The organism is Bradyrhizobium sp. 215_C5_N1_1 (genome assembly GCF_052075935.1).
GTDB lineage: Bacteria > Pseudomonadota > Alphaproteobacteria > Rhizobiales > Xanthobacteraceae > Bradyrhizobium > Bradyrhizobium barranii.
The window spans coordinates 3,201,745-3,217,818 of the sequence record NZ_CP197228.1 but is presented as its reverse complement, the minus strand read 5'-3'; the positions used below and the strand labels follow the sequence as shown (position 1 = coordinate 3,217,818).

The window sequence follows — 16,074 nt, the reverse complement described above, 5'->3', positions numbered from 1 at the left end:
GCGGAGTCTATTCACGAGCTTGCCGGTCGAAAATAGTGCCCTGCCCCGAACGGGGCGGCGTCAGGGAGAGCCTGTTTCGGCCGATGGCAGACTGATGATCCGCGGCGCGCCGACCTCGCGGCGCAATGGCGCGCCGAGCACAAGTGAGAGCCGATACGAAGCGTCGGTGAGCCGGGACGCCAGCGCCTGGAGGTCGGCCTGACGGATGCGTTCGATTGGGCCGCTCACGGTCATGGCGCCCACCAGCGCTCCGTCGTGGCCGAAAACGGCGGTGGAGAGGGAGGCCGTCACAGCGTCGTAGATTCCGGAACTGACGAAGACCTGCACGCCGCCATCCGTGCGGTCTGCCCAGCGCGCCGTCCGCAGCACTTGTCCCGTCGAGGTCAAATCGAGTGGCGCGAGGTTTGTGGGCCGCGCGACGTCGCGCACGAGCTGCGGCGAATCCACCCGAAACAGACAGAGCCGGCTATCGCGTTCACGCACGTGGAACGCACTGCTCTCCAACGTCTCCTGGCTTAGCCGCTGAAGGACCGGCAGCACATGCTGTTCGAGATTGAAATTGGCCCGATAGGTGGTGCCGAGCTGGAATGTCTTTGCGCCGAGCGCGTAGCGGCCGTCGCTGAGGCGGACGACGTAGCCGGCTTCATCCAGCGACACCAGCGAGCGCATCACGGTCGGTTTCGCCAAGCCCGTGATCTTGGCGATGTCGGTCAGGCTGCGCGACCCGGCTCCAGCGAAGGTATCCAGGATCGCCAACGCCCGTTGCACGGCGGCGACCCCTTGCGTCTTGGGCATCGAAAATCCCTGTCCTGCCGATTTTCGGTTGACCTCGGCTCGTCACCGTTACACTATGCGTAACGCCGTTCCATTTTCAATGGGGTTGATATGGCCGTAGGGTTCAGGATCCTTTCCCGCAAGCGTGTTGTCGCAAGCGAATGGGTCGAACGGGCTCGCGCCCTTCCGGTCGCCAACATCAGCGATGTGATGTCGCGCATGGCCGCTGGCGGCGCCACGCTCCGGCCGATGCATGCGGCTGGCGGCATGGCCGGTCCCGCTTTGACCGTGAAGACGCGCCCCGGCGACAATCTGATGGTCCACAAAGCGCTCGACATCGCGGTTGCCGGCGACGTCATCGTGGTCGATGCGGGCGGCGACCTCAGCAACGCAATCTTCGGCGAGATGATGCTCGCGCAGGCCGCCCGGCGCGGCGTCGCCGGCATCGTTATCCATGGCGCGATCCGCGATGCCGCTGCGATCCGGGCAAACCCCCTTCCCGTTTTCGCGGCGGGTGTCACCCATCGCGGTCCGTACAAAGACGGTCCGGGCGAGATCAACGGACCGATCGCGATCGGCGGCATGGTCATCCAGTCCGGCGATTTGGTGCTGGGCGACGACGACGGCGTGCTAGCCGTCGCCATCGACGATTGCCGAGCGGTGATCGAGGCAGCCGAAGCCAAGCAGTCTGCCGAGACCAAGCAAATGGCGGCGATCGAAGCCGGTACGCTCGATCGTAGCTGGGTCGACGCCTCGCTCCGACGTCTCGGCTGCGAGATGCCAGAGGTCTAGCGATGGCCGGGCGTACGATCTCCGAGAAGATCCTCGCTCGAAAATCCGGGCAGGATGCGCACGCCGGGGACCTCGTGGTCTGCGAGGTCGATTGCGCGCTCGGCACCGACGGTTCGGTCCCGATGGCGCTCGACTATTTCAAGGCGATGGGCGGAGAGAACGTGCGCGATGCCGCCCGATTGGTCTTTGCGCTCGACCATTACGTGCCGCCGACAAGCCCGCAGACGATCGAGCTGCACCGCGTGATGCGGGACTTCGCCAGGCGGTTCAGCGTCACGCTGCATGAAGCCGGTGAAGGAATCGGTCACCAGCTCATCGTGGAGACGGGCCGCGCTCTGCCGGGTGGTCTGGTCGTCGGAGCCGACAGCCATGCCGTGACATACGGGGCACTGAATTGCTTTGCGACCGGGATCGGCTCGTCCGATCTCGCCGCGGTCATGCTGTGTGGCCGGATCTGGCTGCGCGTGCCGGATTCGATCCGCGTCGTCCTGACCGGACAACTGCCGAGCGGCGTCTATGCGAAGGATATCGCACTGGCCCTCGCGGGCATGCTCGGCGCTGACGGTGCCGCCTATCAGGCACTCGAATTCGCGGGACCGGGTGTCGCCACCCTCGCGCTGGAGGACCGCCTCGTCCTGAGCAATCTCGCGGTCGAGATGGGCGCGAAGACCGGCATCTTCCCGGCCGATGCTGAAACCGTCGCCTATCTGCAGGGCCGCACCGGCCAAGCTTTCGAACCGGTCGCAGCGGATCCGGATGCGCACTACAGCCGGACCGTGGAGATTGCGGTCGACGCCCTCACGCCGCGGATCGCGTTGCCGCATCTGGTGGATCAGGTCGTGGCGCTCGAGGATGCGGCCGGCACGCCGGTACAGATGGTCTATCTTGGCACCTGCACCGGCGGCAGGTTACGCGACTTCCATCAAGCCCTCGCCGTGCTCGAGGCGGGTGGAGGCGTCGCGCCCGGCGTGCAGCTCGTGGTCACGCCGGCATCGCGCGAGGTCCGCGACGCCATGGCGGCCGATGGCACGCTCGACGCCCTGGTCGGCTTCGGCGCCACCGTGGTCGAGCCGGGCTGCGGCTCCTGCTGCGGGACCTGCGGGGTGATCCCCGGCGACGGGGTTTCGGTGATCTCGACCGCCAACCGCAACTTCAAAGGCCGCATGGGCAACGCCAAGGCATCGATCTATCTCGCCTCCCCGGCAGCTTGCGCAGCCGCCGCGACCCGCGGTGTCGTGACCGATCCTCGCGAGGTGTCGCGATGACAGCCCTGCGAGGACGCGCGCGACTTGTCGGCGACGACGTCAACACCGACTCCATCATCAGCTCGACCCGCAAGCGGGAGAGCCTCGACCCCGCCGTTCTCAGGCAATTCCTGTTCGAGCATGTCGATCCGACCTTTGCAGCCTCTGTGCAACCCGGAGACATCCTGGTGGCAGGCAAGAATTTCGGTTGCGGCTCAGCCATGGAAGTCGCCGTCACAACAGTGCTCGGCGCCGGCATTCCGGCGGTGCTGGCCCGAAGCTTCTCGCGCACCTACTACCGCAACGCGATCAACAACGGCCTGCTGCCGCTCGTCTGCGATACCGGCGGGATTCGCGAGGGCGACATCCTGATCTCCGACGGCACCGGCGCGATCCGCAACGAACGCAGCGGCGAGACGCTCAGCCCGGAGCCGCTGCCGCCGATCATGCTGGCGATCCTGCGCGCGGGCGGCCTCGTTCCCTACATGCGTCAAAACGGTGACTTCAAGCTATGACGACCACAGACACTCCGAGCGCCATTGCCTCGACGGGATACCGTCTTCGGCTTCCCGGTCCAACCGAAGTGCCCGAGCGGGTGCGGCAGGCGATGGCTCGGGTGATGGTCAACCATCGCGGACCCGAATGCCGGACTGCAATCGGCGAGGCGGAGGAGATGATCCGCCCGATTTTAGGCACGACGAACCGCATCCTGTTCTTTGCGAGCTCCGGAACCGGCGTTATGGAGGCTGCGCTCGTCAACGTGGCCGGACCGGGCCATCGGATCCTCGTAGTCGAGCATGGTCAGTTCGGTGAGCGTTTCACCACGATCGCCAAGGCCATGAACATCACCGTCGACACGGTCGCGATCGAATGGGGCCAGGCGATCGATGTCGCCGCGGTGGAAGCCCGATTGCGCGAGCACGCCTATCGCGCCGTCGTCGTCGTGCACAATGAGAGCTCGACCGGGATCGTGGCCGATCTCGCGGCGCTCGGCGCACTGGTGCGCGACCGGCCAACACTGCTCATCGCAGACTCCGTCAGCGGCCTCGGCGGCATCGCGATGCGGCAGGACGAATGGGGCGTCGACATCGTCGTCTCGGCCTCGCAAAAGGCCTTGATGTGCCCGCCCGGCCTCGCACTTGCCAGCGTCAGCGCCAAGGCGTGGCGCGTGATCGGGCAGGACGAGCAGCGATCGGCCTTCTATTGGGATTTCCGTCGCGCGCTGAAATCCGCAGAGCAGAACGAGACCGCGTTCACGGCACCGGTGAGCCTCATCTATGGCCTGCGTGAGGCCTTGACGATGATGCACGAGGAAGGCTTCGCCAATGTGCTCGCGCGCCACAAGAAGCTCTCCGCCGCGCTGCGCGCCGGCGGCGCGGCGCTTGGACTCGCAGATTTTTGCCGCGATGAGCCACGCTCGAACACGGTCGTGGTTTTCAAGGTCCCCGACGGGCTCGAAGGCGGAGCCATCGTGCGGCAGCTCTACCAGGATCACCGCACGGTGATCGCAGGCGCCCGCAACCGTCTCTCCGGCCGTGTCATCCGGTTTGGCACGATGGGTGCTTTGAGCGCGGGGACCATTCTGACCGACCTTCTGCATCTCGAGGACGCACTCACGAAGTTCGGCCTGCCGATCGAACCCGGCGCCGGGCTCAAGGCGGCCACCGAGTACCTCGCCGCAACCGCATGAGCAATCGCTGAACCCACGAGGGCGAACCACGATGAGATCTCCTGCCTCCATCCTCGCCCGAGTCGTGACGCTCGCGGCATCGCTGTTCGCGGCCGAGCTGGCCTCGGCCCAGCAGAACGTCGTGCTCTATTCGGCCAACGACGACACCGTGAACAAGCTTGTAGCCGAAGGCTTCGCCAAGGCGACCGGAATCAAGGTCGACGTGGTCTCGACCGGATCAGGTGTGCTGGTGCGCCGCGTCGCGTCCGAGGCCGCCAATCCGCAGGGCGACGTGATCTGGGGCGTCAGTGCGACGCTGCTGCGGCTGGCGAGCCCGCACCTTCAGGCTTACGCGGCGAAGGGCCGCGAAGCCGTGCTGGCGCAATTTCGCGATCCAAACGACCTTTGGCTGGGCACCAACATCCAGGTCGTTGTGATCGGCCAGAACACCAAGGCGATCGACAAGGCCAGCGGGCCCAAAGCCTGGGCAGACCTCCTCGATCCGAAATGGAAAGGCAAGCTCGCCTTTACCGACCCTGCCAATTCCGGATTCTCATATGCGGCCGCGACCACGCTTCTCTCGCTGTGGGGCGCGGACGACGCAGCCTGGACCAAGATGGACGGGCTGCTTGCGAATGCGAAGGTGCTCAACCGCTCGACCCAGGTCTTCGACGGGATCGGCAGCGGCGAATATCCGCTTGGCATCACGCTCGAATATGCCGGCTTCCTGTGGGCCCATAACGGTGCGCCGGTGAGCGTCGCCTATCCGGCCGAGGGCACCTATGCGGGCGTCGAAGGCGCGGCCATCCTGAAAGGCGGACCGAACCCCGAGCCTGCCAAACGGCTGGTCGACTATCTGGCCAGCAAGGAAGTCCAGGAGATGTTGCTGAAGGCGACGTTCCGGCGCCCTGCCCGTCAGGATATCGAGCTCGAGGCAGTCGCACCGGGGATGCTGCCGTTTGCGGCGGTCAAGGTGCTGCCCTATGACGACACCAAATGGGAAGCGGCCCGTCGCGACACCCTCGCGCGGCTGAAGACCACGATCCAGAACACGCGCTGATCCGATGACCGCGATCCGGATTGAAAACCTGACCCGTACCTTCGGCGCGGTGCGGGCCGTGGACGACATCTCGCTCGACATCAAGCATGGCGAGCTGTTCACGCTGCTTGGGCCGTCAGGCTGCGGGAAGACGACGTTGCTGCGCATGATCGCAGGCTTCGTCGACGTCGAATCCGGCTCCATTTGCTTCGACGGCCGGCGCATCGATGCTCTGCCCGCGCATCGCCGCGACACCGGCATGGTGTTTCAGAACTACGCGATCTTCCCGAACCACACCGTCGCCGAAAACGTGGCCTACGGGCTGAAGGCCAGGAAGGTTCCGGCTGCCGAGATCGCATCGCGCGTCGACAAGGCGCTCGAGCGGGTGCGCCTTGCAGGTTACGGTCCGCGGTCACCACACCAGCTCTCCGGCGGTCAGCTGCAACGCGTGGCAATCGCCCGCGCACTCGTGATCGAGCCCGCCGTGCTCCTGTTCGACGAGCCGCTGTCCAACCTCGACGCGCAGTTGCGCACCGAAATGCGGATCGAGGTCCGGCAGCTGCAGCAGGCGCTCGGCCTGACTGCGATCTACGTGACGCATGATCAGGAGGAGGCACTCGCCATCTCCGACCGCATCGCCGTCTTGCGTCACGGCAAGATCGAGCAAGTGGACACGCCGGAGCGCATCTATCGGATGCCGCAGACTGCCTTCGTCGCCGAATTCCTCGGCTCGACCAATATGGTGCCGGGCATCGCGGGAGCTTTCGACGGCCGTAACACTCCTGTCGCAGCAGCCGGAACGGAATTCACGGTCAGAGGCGAGGTCGCAGCGCCGGGCGCGCCGGTGTTGCTGTCGGTCAGGCCGGAGGCCCTGCAGCTGCGAGACGGTTCCGGTGGCTCGCTTGTGCATGCGCGTCTGGCGCTGCGTGAATTTCTCGGCCCGGTACAACGCCTCCACGCAACCCTGCCCGACGGCACCCAGATTCGGATTGCGGCGCTCGGCGGCCAGGCGCTCGATCTCTTGCCCGGCGCGCCGCTCACCCTTGCCTACGACCCTGCCCAGATCACGGCGTATCCGGCGCCATGAAACGCTTTGCCACCATCGTGACGCTGGCGGCGCTGGTGCTGCTCGCGGTGTTTCTGCTCTACCCGCTGGCGCTCGTCCTGGATGCAAGCTTTCGGATCGACGGCACGGGCGGCCTGACACTTGGGAACTATGCGGCGATTGTGAAGAGCCGCTACTACCTCGGCAGCATCGGCAACAGTCTGCTCTGCGCCGCGCTCGCGACGGCCTTCGCATGCGCGATCGGCATCCCGCTCGCCTTCTGTCTTGCCCGGATCGACATACCGGGCCGCGCGCTGCTGCTGACGCTTGCGTCCTTGCCGCTGGTCCTGCCCTCGTTCGTCAGCGCCTACGCCCTTGTGCTGCTGTTCGGCCATGCTGGCGTCGTCACCACCGCTCTGCGCGGGATCGGCATCCCGATCGGATCGATCTACGGCGTGCCCGGCATCGTCATCGTGTTCACGTTGACGCTCTATCCATACGTCGTCATGCCCGTGCTGGCCGGATTCCAGGCAGTCGACGCCTCGATGGAGGAGGCAGCCCGCAATCTCGGCGGCTCACGGCCCTATGTGATCCGCACCGTGCTGCTGCCCATCGTGATGCCGGCGATCCTTGCCGGCGGACTATTGGTGTTCATTGAGGCACTGGAGAATTTCGGCGTGCCAGCGGTGCTGGCTGAGGACCGGCCGTTCCTGGCCGTCGACATCTTCAAGCTGTTCGCCGGCGAATCTGATGCCAACCCGGCCGCGGCGGGCGCACTCAGCGTGCTCCTGATCGCCTGCACGGCGATCGCGCTGCTCGTTCAGCGGCACTACCTCGGCAAGCGCCGGTTTTCGACCAATGCCCGCAGCGCGCCCGCGAAGCTGCCTTTGACGCCGGGACTGCGGCTCACGGCCACGATCGTGAGTTGGGGCATTGTGATTGCCTCGCTGCTGCCGTTCGCGGCCGTGTTGATGATCTCCCTCCTGCGCTTTCGCGGCCCTGTCCTGACCTGGGAGTTCGGATTGGGCAATTACGCCACCCTATTGTCGGGCTCCTATCGGCCGCTGCTCAACACGCTGACGCTCGCCAGCATCGCGGCCGTCGTCACCATGCTGATCGGCGCTCCGATCGGCTATGTCGTGGCCCGGCACCGCTCGCGCCTGTCGGGATTGCTAGATTTCGTCGGCATGGTACCGTTTGCGGTCTCGGGCACGATCCTGGCGATCGGGCTCATCATCGCGTTCAACAGCGGTCCCTTGATTCTGACCGGCGGCTGGCTGATCCTGGTCATCGCCTATGTCGTCCGCAAGCTCCCCTTCGCGATCCGGTCGTCCTCGGCAATCGTGCACCAGCTCGATCCTTCGCTCGAGGAAGCCTCGATCAATCTCGGGGTCTCGCCAAGCAAAACCTTCGCGACCCTGACCGTGCCGTTGATGGCCAGCGGCCTTGTCGGCGGGCTGGTACTGGTCTGGATCACCGCGGCATCCGAGTTGAGCGCGACCATTGTGCTCTATGCGAGCGGCTGGGTCACCACGACCGTCGTGATGTACCATGCCATCGAGGGCACCGGCGCGGGTCTGGCGGCCGCCGCGGCCGCGGTGCTTATCCTCGTCACCGCAATCCCGTTGCTCCTGATCAACCGGCGCATCAACAAGCAGGAATCAACCGTGATATGACGGCAGGACAGGACGGTATGAACGAAGCAGCCCCGACGCTCCCGAATTTCCGCAGCGACAATGTCGCGCCGGTCTGCCCCGAGATTCTGCGAGCGATCGCCGAGGCCAATCGCGGCCCGGCCGCCGCCTATGGGGACGACGATTATTCGAGATTGTTGAATGCGCGCTTCTCGGAGCTGTTCGAGACCGCGGTCACCGTGTTCCCGGTCTCGACCGGTACGGCGGCCAACGCCTTGTCACTCGCGAGCTGCGCGCGGCCCTATGGCGCCATCTATTGTCACGAAGAGGCGCATATCCACACCGCGGAAGGCGGCGCGACCGAAGCCTTCACAGGCGGCGCGAAGCTCGTCGCCATGTCCGGCCGAAACTTTCGGATCGAGCCGTCGAGCCTGCGCCAGGCGCTGGGCCAGGCGGCCTGGGGAGTCCGCAATCGCTCCCAGCCCGATGCGGTGTCGATCACTCAGGCCAGCGAATATGGAACGATCTATCCCCTCGCCGAGATCGCCGAAATCGGAGCAATCGCCCACGACAGGAATCTGTCGCTGCACATGGATGGCGCCCGGTTCGCCAACGCGCTGGCGCGGCTCGATTGCAGCCCGGCCGACATGACATGGCGCGCCGGCGTCGACATCCTGTCCTTCGGGGCGACCAAGAACGGGGTGATGTCGGCGGATGCGATCGTGGTGTTCGACCAGGATCTCGTCGAATCCCTGTCCTATCGGCTTCGCCGCGCCGGCCAGACCTCGTCGAAGATGCGCTTTGCGTCTGCACAGCTGCTCGCCTACGTCGAGGATCGCCTTTATCTGCGGCTCGCGGCGAAGGCCAATGCCGTGGCCGCGCGTCTTGGAGCGGGTCTCGCCGCGCTGCCCGACGTTCAGCTCATTGCGCCAGTGGAAGCCAATCTGGTTTTCATCAACCTGCCCGCTTTGGCCATCAACCGTCTTGCAGCGAGCGGGCTGCAATTCGCGCGACGGGGCCAGGACGTAATCCGATTCGTGGCTCGCTTTGACAGCACCGAACAGGAAGCCGACGAGGTCATCGCGCTCGTCGATCGCGCGGTGTCGAGACGTTGATAGTGAGCTGCTTCTTGCATGCACGGAACGGATTGTAACTATCACCTTCGAGGTCGGCGTAGTCGCAGACTTGCTCACCAATACTGTGGACTCGGTCACGGGTCTCCAACCTGCCTTCAGCCTGCATCGCCCGAAAGAAGGCAAGCACATCAGGGCGCCTGATGTCTTGCCGGTAGAGCCTGTCGGAACGCTTCTTCAAATAACCGGCCCATCTTTCCAGTAGAGCGATGGTCTCGGGACTGCGCACGGTGACCAGCCTGAGCGCACCTCGCGAACAGCATCGAACACCTTAGGACTGTCGCGAACGGGCGCATTTTTTACCCGCGAGGTAATCGAATTGGTCCCCGCCACGGCGCATCTTCGGTCGCGACAGGAGATGACCATGATCGCGCTGCTGCTCTACCGGACCATCGCAGACCACCTTGTTCCCTGGGCCGTGACGCTCGCGACCCGCATGCTGGCACGCAGCCTCAACATGCCCGAGCCCCTGGTGCATTCGACCGGCCACTATGTCGTCGCGCAGGTCACAGCCTTCGAGCACGGCGTCGGCAAGAGCCTCTGCCCGTTCCGCCTCGCCCGCCTGCTCCGCGCCTGGTGGCGCGGACGGCACTGAATTCACCCCAAAGCCCAACCCAACCATGGAGACCACGATGATCGACGCATCCACCTTCCTGCGCCGCGCGCTTCTCGCCGACGCCATCTTCAGCGGCGTCGCCGCCGTCGGCTTCACCTTCGGCGCCGGCGCGTTCGCATCGCTGTTCAACTTGCCTGAAGCGCTGCTGCGCGAGACCGGCCTGTTCCTGATCGCCTACACCGCGCTGGTCGGCTGCCTTGCCTCGCGTGCCTCCGCGCCGAGGCCGCTCGTGCTGCTGGTCGTGGTCGGCAACGCGGCCTGGACGGTCGGCAGCATCGCGCTGCTGTTCTCGGGCGCGGTGTCGCCGAACATCGGCGGCGAGCTCATGGTCGTCGCGCAGGCGATTGCGACCGGCGTGTTTGCCGAGCTGCAATATGTGGGATTGCGGAAGAGCGGGAATGTGGTGGCGGCGTGAGGTTCGGCTCGACCACTCGCAGTCGTCGCCCGGCCTGGCCGGGCGACGCAGTATTCCAGAGACAGTAGACGTATGCGGACGGGCTGCGGCGTACTGGATGCCCCGGTCAAGGCCGGGGCATGACAGCGGAGCTGGGGGCTCGACCTCGTGCTATGCCCGCGCGCGACCGTTCTTCTTGCCAACGGCATGGCCGTTGAGCTTCTTCTTGCCGGCCTTCGCGCCCGCCTTCTTGGCCTTGGCTTCCGTGCGCGCCTTCACCTTGGTGCGTTCAGCGCGGGCCTCGGCACGCAACTTCTTGCGCTTGGCCTCGCAGGAAGGGCATTTGCAGCCGATCGGCTTCAGATAGGCTTTGAAGTAGTCGGTGCCGTAATCGTAGTTGATCTCGTCGCCCGGCTCGATGTTCCTGATGGCGCGGATGAAGACCTTGCGCTCGCGCGGCCGGACGTCGGACTCGGCGTTGGGCCGGCAGGAATGGTTGATGTAGCGGGCGAGGTTCTTGCGCACCGAACCGTCGATGGTCCAGCGGTTGTTGAGCTCGAACAGATATTTGTTCTCGATTTCGTCGTGCGCGGGAATTCTGGAGTCCAGGATCGGTCCGAAATAACGGATGATCCGGGTCCCCTTCTTGATCGGCATGGTGGCGAAGAGGCCAAGTCCGGTCTTGGAACGGCCGACGCGATAGGATTTGCTGGAAGCGATGGCTGGCATGATCGAATGAGATGTCGCGGACGAAGCGCGGTAAGCGCAGCGGAAGGCGCCCTTCTAGAACGATTCCGCGCCGCTGTCAGGTACATCCCGCCTCTGTTTGAACCTTGCCCACAGTGAAGACGTCTGATGGAGGGAGTTCCCTCTGTATCAAGGCGTCGTCATGAGGCGTATCGCGTTCCTTTGTCTGACCGTGCTGCTGACTTGCCTGAGCGCGGGTCACGTCGCCGCCCAATCCATGGGCAGCACCTATTCCTCCACATTGCCAAAAGACTGCCGCCAGATCGGCAAGCCCAGCGAGCTCGACGGCAGCACCACGCGGGCCTGCCCGGGAAAAGACGGCCTGATCGTGCTGATCGCCGAGGATGATCTGCGCGAAATCGTCTCGGTCGGCCGCAACCGCAAGGCCGCAGCGGAGGAACCGGCGGCAAAGGTCTGGTTCGCGCCATTCAATTCGTCGGAGGCCACCGTCGAATGGCGTAGCGCGGGCACCAAGCCGATTGCCATGATCCAGCGCTGGCACATCGCCGATGGCACCGATCCCGACAAGCAGGGACGGCCGAACACCAAGGCCATGCTCGTCGTGACGCGGCTGCCGCCGGGGCCGGTCTGCCACGTCGCCTATGTCGATGCCATCGCCAACCCCACCGCCAATGAGCTCGCGCGCAAGGCGGCGGACGATTTCGCCCGCAGCTTCACTTGCGGCAAGGACGAGGTGAAGATTGTCGGCACGCGTGGACGTGCGGTCGAACTCGCGACGATGCGCTAGGGCAGCGCCCGCCCGAAGGCGCTATGCCGGCAGCTTCGCCGTGATGGGCGCCGTCAGCATCGCCTCGAGCAACTGTTCGGTCGTCGTCCCTTCGGGCAGCCGCCCCAGAATGTCCTCGAGACGGCCGTCGAGCAGCAGCATGGTGAAGCCGTGCACCATCGACCAGGCGCGCGCGATCGCGGCGCCCTGGTTCAGCGTCAGTGCGTCGCCACTGATCTGCTCCTGCCGCATCATGCCGATGGCATTGGCAAGGCCGGCGAAGGAGGCTTCGGCCGCCTCGTGCAGCGAGGGCCTGGAATAGTCCAGCCGCTCGGTGCGGAACATGATGCCGTACATGCCGGGATGGGCCTGCGCATAGGCGACATAGGCCTTCGGCCGCGCCAGCGCGCGCTCCAGTGGCGTGGTGGCGGCGTCGCAGGACGAGGCCATCGCCGCGTTGAACTGGCGGAAGCCGACGGCCGCGAGCTCGCTGAGCAGGCCGGTGAGATCGCCGAAATGATGGGTCGGCGCGGCATGCGAGACGCCCGCCTCGCGCGCCACTGCGCGCAAGGTCAGGCCGGACAGCCCGTCGCGCTCCAGCACCCGTTCGGCGGCCTGGAGCAGCGCCTCGCGCAGGGCGCCGTGATGATACGGCGTCTCCGTCTTCGCTACTGCCGGACGGCGTGTGGAACGCGCCTGCGCGCTCGCGGCCGTCGATGTCTTGCTCGGGGTACGCGGCTTGCGCGCTGTTTCGCTCTTGGTGTCGCTTTTGGCCATTTGCAAGCTATATGACGCAATATTGACAGTGTAAAGATTTCACTTGACGAATGCGGCGATCGGCATTATTCGATCTTTACGATGTAAAGATAGGGAGGGATACGTCGTGCAGCACGACGCCGTCACCGAGCGCCGCCATAACCTCGGTCCGATTCCATTCGAAGCCGATGCGCCATTCCTCAAAATCGTCGGGGAATTGCCGCGCGATCTGAATGGCGTGCTCTATCGCAACGGTCCCAATCCGCAGTTCGATGCGCCCGGTGCGCACTGGTTCGTCGGCGACGGCATGCTGCATGCCTTCCACCTCGAGAACGGCCGCGCCAGCTATCGCAACCGCTGGGTCCGCACGCCGAAATGGCTGGCCGAGCACGATGCCGGCCGCGCGCTGTTCGGCGGCTTCGGCCGCAAGCTGCCGGATGCGCCACAAAACCTCACCGACGGCGGCGTCGCCAACACCAACATCATCTTTCATGCCGGCAAGCTTTTGGCGCTGGAAGAAGCGCATCTGCCGACCGAGATCGAGCCGGGCACGCTGGCGACGCGCGGTTATCACAATTATCAGGGTCGCGTCGCCGGCAGCTTCACGGCGCATCCGAAGGTCGACCCGATCACCGGCGAGCTCGTGTTCTTCGGCTACAACGCCGCGGGTCCGCTGACGCCCGCCCTCTCCTACGGATCGATCGACGCCTCCGGCAAGGCGACGCGCTTCGAACGTTTCGAGGCGCCCTACGCCAGCATGGTGCACGACTTCATCGTCACCGAGAACCATGCGCTGTTTCCGATCCTGCCGATCACCGGCAGCATGGAGCGCGCGATGAGCGGACGGCCGCCCTATGCCTGGGAGCCGGACAAGGGCGCCTATGTCGGCGTGATGAAGCGCAACGGCACGGCGAAGGACATCGTCTGGTTCCGCGGTGAAGCCTGCTACGTCTTCCACATCATGAATGCGTGGGAGGACGGCAACCGCATCATCGCCGACGTCATGCAGTTCGAGGAAGCGCCGCTGTTTCCGCATCCCGATGGCCGGCCGACTGATCCGGAGAAATCACGCGCCCGCCATTGCCGCTGGACATTCGATCTCTCAGGGAAGACCGACCGCTTCCAGCAGACCTATCTCGACGATCTCACCGGCGAATTCCCCCGCATCGACGACCGCCGCGCGGGATTGAAAAGCCGTCACGGCTGGTACGCCTGCGCCAATCCGCGGCTGCCGATGTTCGGCGCGCTGTCGGGCGTCGTCCATGTCGACGGCAACGGCAGACGGCTCGGTCATTATCTGCTGCCGGCCGGCGATACCATCTCAGAGCCGGTGTTCGTCGAACGCGCGACGGATGCAGCGGAAGGCGACGGCTGGCTGCTGGCGGTGGTCTGGCGCGCGCGGGAGAACCGCAGCGACCTCGCCGTGTTCAACGCCACCGATGTCGAAGCCGGCCCCGTCGCGCTGGTGCAGCTCGGCCACCGCGTGCCCGACGGCTTTCACGGCAATTGGGTGGGCGCGCAGTAACTCTCGCCTCGTCATTCCGGGGCGCGACGACGTCGCGAGCCCCGGAATGACATCGCGGATGTCACCAAAGAGGCCTCGCATGCACATGCCCTCGATCACCGCAGATTGCCTTGCCGTCCTCGCCCTGGCCTGCGGCGCGCTCGCACTCCGGATGATCCGGCTGCGACGGAGCGGCCATGTCATCTTCAACGGCGGCATCTTGCTCTCGGTCGGCCTCCTGCTCGCCGCCGCGCTGCCGATCCTGTCACGCCTGCCCTGGGCGGAATTCGCCGACGAGGCATCCGACCAAGCCATTGCTGCCCTTCACTTTTTGGAAGTCACCTACGTTATTTTGACACTGTAAAGATTTCGCTTGACCCGGCACCGCTCCTGATTTATTCATCTTTACATCGTAAAGATTAGCGAGACCGAGGCGGCTCATGGCGATTTTCCTGATCCTCGCGCCCTACGGCGCCTACACTTTCCTGATGCTGGTGACGTCGACCACGATCAGCGTGTTCGCCGCGTCTGCAATCTGCCTCGCCACCATCACGGTCGATGTCGTGCGCGGCCGCTCCGTGAAGATCCTGGCGATGGGCTCGGCGATCGTATTCGCCGCAATCGGTCTCTACCTCGCGCTGATCGACCCGAAGCTCGGCACGCTGGGCGTCAAGCTGTCGGTCGACATCGGCATCTTCGTCATCTCGCTCGGCTCGATGCTGGTCCGCCACCCGTTCACTCTGCAATATGCGGTTGAAACGGTCCCGGCCGAGACGGCGGCGATGCCCGGCTTCCTCACCGCCAACTACGTCATCACCGGCGCCTGGACCGCCGCAGCGCTGTTGATGATGGCCGCCAACATCGCGCTGCTCTACGTCCCCGGCCTGCCGCTCTGGTCGGGCCTCGCGGTCGCCTTCGCCGCCCGCAACAGCGCGATCTATTTCACAAAGTGGTATCCCGAGTATCGTCAGATCAAATATGCTGCGCCCGCCGCCGCGCTGCCCCACACCCATTGAAGACAGGACAGACGATGAAAGACGTATTCCGCCGGCTCGTCTCTGATTTCCTCTCCACCATCGTCTTCCTGGTAATCTATCTCGTGACCGACAACGTCATCCTCGCGACCGCAGTCGCGATCCTTGGCGCCATCGGCCAGGTGGTCTGGTCGCGGGTCAAGGGCCAGACGCTGGGCTACATGACCTGGGCGAGCCTCGGCCTCGTCATCGTGCTCGGTGGCGCAACGCTGCTCACCCACGATCCGCGCTTCGTGCTGGCGAAGCCCGCGATCGGGCATGTCGCGATCGGCATCATCATGCTCAAGCGCGGCTGGATGCTGCGCTATCTGCCGGCGATCGTGACCGAGACCATTCCGGAATACGTTACCGTCGCGGGCTACGCCTGGGCCGCGCTGATGTTTGCGCTCGCCGCGGGGACCGTTGCGGTTGCCATGACCGGCGACATGAAGCTGTGGGCCTTCTATATTTCGGTGGTCCTGATCGGCGCGAAGATCGTTGCGTTCGCGATCCAGTACGTGGCCTTCCGCCTGCTCATCGGCAGCCGTATTCGCGCAGCCCGCGCTTAAGGGCGCGTCAAAGAGAGCGTTAGGCACGTCCCCCGAGTTAGGCTATAGGCGTCCCTGGCTCACCTTGCGGATTGTCGCGAGGTGCCGGGAACAAGTTGGGAGACACGAATGGCCGTGGACGGCAACTGGACTCTGACCATGACGACGCCCATGGGCGAGCGCAAGGCCACGCTGACCTTGCTGAACTCCGGCGGCACACTGACCGGAACGCAGGGCGCCGACGGCAATTCGGCCGAGATCTTCGACGGCACCATCAGCGGCGACGCCGTCAACTGGAAAGTCTCGATCACCAATCCGATGCCGTTGACGCTCGAGTTCATCGGAACGGTCTCTGGCGACAGCATGAGCGGCGAGATGGGCATCGGCCCGATGGGCAGCTTTCCGTTCACGGGCGCGCGCGCGTAGGCACGTTGCGAAC

Annotated in this window: 19 protein-coding genes; 16 read left to right on the top strand and 3 right to left on the bottom strand. The window is 65.1% G+C overall.

The annotated features are described in order from the left end of the window. Positions 1–60 precede the first annotated feature (60 nt). Positions 61–795: an IclR family transcriptional regulator gene (locus tag AB7G19_RS15065; RefSeq protein WP_441267914.1), complete on the bottom strand. Its 735-nt coding sequence runs from the start codon at positions 793–795 to the stop codon at positions 61–63. A gap of 90 nt (positions 796–885) precedes the next feature. On the opposite strand from AB7G19_RS15065, the gene AB7G19_RS15060 reads away from it, so the two are divergent. The 10 genes from AB7G19_RS15060 to AB7G19_RS15015 all read left to right on the top strand — a co-directional run bounded on the left by AB7G19_RS15060 (position 886) and on the right by AB7G19_RS15015 (position 10,361). Beyond that, positions 886–1,566, top strand: a complete 681-nt coding sequence (locus AB7G19_RS15060; protein WP_085404248.1) for an RraA family protein — start codon at positions 886–888, stop codon at positions 1,564–1,566. 2 nt (positions 1,567–1,568) lie between these two features. Next, positions 1,569–2,831 carry a 3-isopropylmalate dehydratase large subunit gene (locus AB7G19_RS15055; RefSeq protein ID WP_063982313.1) on the top strand — a complete coding sequence of 421 codons (1,263 nt, stop codon included), beginning with the start codon at positions 1,569–1,571 and terminating at the stop codon, positions 2,829–2,831. Continuing rightward, positions 2,828–3,325: a LeuD/DmdB family oxidoreductase small subunit gene (locus AB7G19_RS15050; protein WP_038956051.1), complete on the top strand. Its 498-nt coding sequence runs from the start codon at positions 2,828–2,830 to the stop codon at positions 3,323–3,325. Before AB7G19_RS15055 ends, AB7G19_RS15050 begins: the two co-directional genes overlap by 4 nt. After that, positions 3,322–4,500 (top strand): pyridoxal-phosphate-dependent aminotransferase family protein, encoded by a 1,179-nt coding sequence (locus tag AB7G19_RS15045; protein WP_063982312.1) that lies wholly within the window; start codon positions 3,322–3,324, stop codon positions 4,498–4,500. The genes AB7G19_RS15050 and AB7G19_RS15045 overlap by 4 nt, the downstream gene beginning before the upstream one ends. 31 nt (positions 4,501–4,531) lie before the next feature. Then, on the top strand, positions 4,532–5,539 hold the full coding sequence (locus AB7G19_RS15040) for an extracellular solute-binding protein (RefSeq protein ID WP_354130346.1): 1,008 nt from the start codon (positions 4,532–4,534) through the stop codon (positions 5,537–5,539). 4 nt (positions 5,540–5,543) lie between these two features. After that, positions 5,544–6,605: an ABC transporter ATP-binding protein gene (locus AB7G19_RS15035; protein WP_354130347.1), complete on the top strand. Its 1,062-nt coding sequence runs from the start codon at positions 5,544–5,546 to the stop codon at positions 6,603–6,605. Beyond that, positions 6,602–8,239, top strand: coding sequence for an ABC transporter permease (locus AB7G19_RS15030; protein WP_085404243.1), 1,638 nt, complete (start codon positions 6,602–6,604; stop codon positions 8,237–8,239). Before AB7G19_RS15035 ends, AB7G19_RS15030 begins: the two co-directional genes overlap by 4 nt. Before the next feature lie 17 nt (positions 8,240–8,256). Then, on the top strand, positions 8,257–9,312 hold the full coding sequence (locus AB7G19_RS15025) for a threonine aldolase family protein (RefSeq protein WP_085404242.1): 1,056 nt from the start codon (positions 8,257–8,259) through the stop codon (positions 9,310–9,312). A 382-nt stretch (positions 9,313–9,694) separates the two neighbouring features. Further along, positions 9,695–9,925: a hypothetical protein gene (locus AB7G19_RS15020; RefSeq protein WP_014494050.1), complete on the top strand. Its 231-nt coding sequence runs from the start codon at positions 9,695–9,697 to the stop codon at positions 9,923–9,925. Between the two features lie 37 nt (positions 9,926–9,962). Further along, positions 9,963–10,361, top strand: a complete 399-nt coding sequence (locus AB7G19_RS15015; protein ID WP_354130348.1) for a hypothetical protein — start codon at positions 9,963–9,965, stop codon at positions 10,359–10,361. 150 nt (positions 10,362–10,511) lie between these two features. On the opposite strand, the gene AB7G19_RS15010 is transcribed toward AB7G19_RS15015, so the two are convergent. Continuing rightward, positions 10,512–11,069: an SET domain-containing protein gene (locus AB7G19_RS15010; RefSeq protein ID WP_071912271.1), complete on the bottom strand. Its 558-nt coding sequence runs from the start codon at positions 11,067–11,069 to the stop codon at positions 10,512–10,514. 160 nt (positions 11,070–11,229) lie between these two features. Between AB7G19_RS15010 and AB7G19_RS15005 the strand changes: the two genes are divergently transcribed. Beyond that, entirely contained in the window at positions 11,230–11,835 is a 606-nt protein-coding gene (locus AB7G19_RS15005; RefSeq protein ID WP_354124546.1) for a hypothetical protein, read from the top strand. A gap of 21 nt (positions 11,836–11,856) precedes the next feature. On the opposite strand, the gene AB7G19_RS15000 is transcribed toward AB7G19_RS15005, so the two are convergent. Continuing rightward, the gene (locus AB7G19_RS15000; RefSeq protein WP_085404240.1) at positions 11,857–12,591 is read right to left on the bottom strand and encodes a TetR/AcrR family transcriptional regulator; all 735 of its coding nucleotides are present in this window, start codon (positions 12,589–12,591) and stop codon (positions 11,857–11,859) included. Positions 12,592–12,697: 106 nt separating this feature from the next. Between AB7G19_RS15000 and AB7G19_RS14995 the strand changes: the two genes are divergently transcribed. The 5 genes from AB7G19_RS14995 (at position 12,698) to AB7G19_RS14975 (ending at position 16,061) form a co-directional block, all read left to right on the top strand. Beyond that, positions 12,698–14,095, top strand: a complete 1,398-nt coding sequence (locus AB7G19_RS14995; RefSeq protein ID WP_354124548.1) for a carotenoid oxygenase family protein — start codon at positions 12,698–12,700, stop codon at positions 14,093–14,095. 79 nt (positions 14,096–14,174) lie between these two features. Further along, positions 14,175–14,438 carry a hypothetical protein gene (locus AB7G19_RS14990; RefSeq protein WP_085404238.1) on the top strand — a complete coding sequence of 88 codons (264 nt, stop codon included), beginning with the start codon at positions 14,175–14,177 and terminating at the stop codon, positions 14,436–14,438. A gap of 76 nt (positions 14,439–14,514) precedes the next feature. Continuing rightward, positions 14,515–15,090: a hypothetical protein gene (locus AB7G19_RS14985; protein WP_063982303.1), complete on the top strand. Its 576-nt coding sequence runs from the start codon at positions 14,515–14,517 to the stop codon at positions 15,088–15,090. A gap of 14 nt (positions 15,091–15,104) precedes the next feature. Beyond that, a complete protein-coding gene (locus tag AB7G19_RS14980) occupies positions 15,105–15,656 on the top strand; it encodes an inner membrane-spanning protein YciB (RefSeq protein WP_085404236.1) in 552 nt (183 codons plus the stop codon). 108 nt (positions 15,657–15,764) lie between these two features. Beyond that, positions 15,765–16,061: a hypothetical protein gene (locus AB7G19_RS14975; RefSeq protein WP_071912259.1), complete on the top strand. Its 297-nt coding sequence runs from the start codon at positions 15,765–15,767 to the stop codon at positions 16,059–16,061. Positions 16,062–16,074: the final 13 nt, after the last annotated feature.

Excerpts from the sequence above, each read along its gene's own strand:
- AB7G19_RS15065 (WP_441267914.1), bottom strand. The coding sequence starts at position 795 with ATGCCCAAGACGCAAGGGGTCGCCGCCGTGCAACGGGCGTTGGCGATC.
- AB7G19_RS15060 (WP_085404248.1), top strand. The coding sequence starts at position 886 with ATGGCCGTAGGGTTCAGGATCCTTTCCCGCAAGCGTGTTGTCGCAAGC.
- AB7G19_RS15055 (WP_063982313.1), top strand. The coding sequence starts at position 1,569 with ATGGCCGGGCGTACGATCTCCGAGAAGATCCTCGCTCGAAAATCCGGG.
- AB7G19_RS15050 (WP_038956051.1), top strand. The coding sequence starts at position 2,828 with ATGACAGCCCTGCGAGGACGCGCGCGACTTGTCGGCGACGACGTCAAC.
- AB7G19_RS15045 (WP_063982312.1), top strand. The coding sequence starts at position 3,322 with ATGACGACCACAGACACTCCGAGCGCCATTGCCTCGACGGGATACCGT.
- AB7G19_RS15040 (WP_354130346.1), top strand. The coding sequence starts at position 4,532 with ATGAGATCTCCTGCCTCCATCCTCGCCCGAGTCGTGACGCTCGCGGCA.
- AB7G19_RS15035 (WP_354130347.1), top strand. The coding sequence starts at position 5,544 with ATGACCGCGATCCGGATTGAAAACCTGACCCGTACCTTCGGCGCGGTG.
- AB7G19_RS15030 (WP_085404243.1), top strand. The coding sequence starts at position 6,602 with ATGAAACGCTTTGCCACCATCGTGACGCTGGCGGCGCTGGTGCTGCTC.
- AB7G19_RS15025 (WP_085404242.1), top strand. The coding sequence starts at position 8,257 with ATGAACGAAGCAGCCCCGACGCTCCCGAATTTCCGCAGCGACAATGTC.
- AB7G19_RS15020 (WP_014494050.1), top strand. The coding sequence starts at position 9,695 with ATGATCGCGCTGCTGCTCTACCGGACCATCGCAGACCACCTTGTTCCC.
- AB7G19_RS15015 (WP_354130348.1), top strand. The coding sequence starts at position 9,963 with ATGATCGACGCATCCACCTTCCTGCGCCGCGCGCTTCTCGCCGACGCC.
- AB7G19_RS15010 (WP_071912271.1), bottom strand. The coding sequence starts at position 11,069 with ATGCCAGCCATCGCTTCCAGCAAATCCTATCGCGTCGGCCGTTCCAAG.
- AB7G19_RS15005 (WP_354124546.1), top strand. The coding sequence starts at position 11,230 with ATGAGGCGTATCGCGTTCCTTTGTCTGACCGTGCTGCTGACTTGCCTG.
- AB7G19_RS15000 (WP_085404240.1), bottom strand. The coding sequence starts at position 12,591 with ATGGCCAAAAGCGACACCAAGAGCGAAACAGCGCGCAAGCCGCGTACC.
- AB7G19_RS14990 (WP_085404238.1), top strand. The coding sequence starts at position 14,175 with ATGCACATGCCCTCGATCACCGCAGATTGCCTTGCCGTCCTCGCCCTG.
- AB7G19_RS14985 (WP_063982303.1), top strand. The coding sequence starts at position 14,515 with ATGGCGATTTTCCTGATCCTCGCGCCCTACGGCGCCTACACTTTCCTG.
- AB7G19_RS14980 (WP_085404236.1), top strand. The coding sequence starts at position 15,105 with ATGAAAGACGTATTCCGCCGGCTCGTCTCTGATTTCCTCTCCACCATC.
- AB7G19_RS14975 (WP_071912259.1), top strand. The coding sequence starts at position 15,765 with ATGGCCGTGGACGGCAACTGGACTCTGACCATGACGACGCCCATGGGC.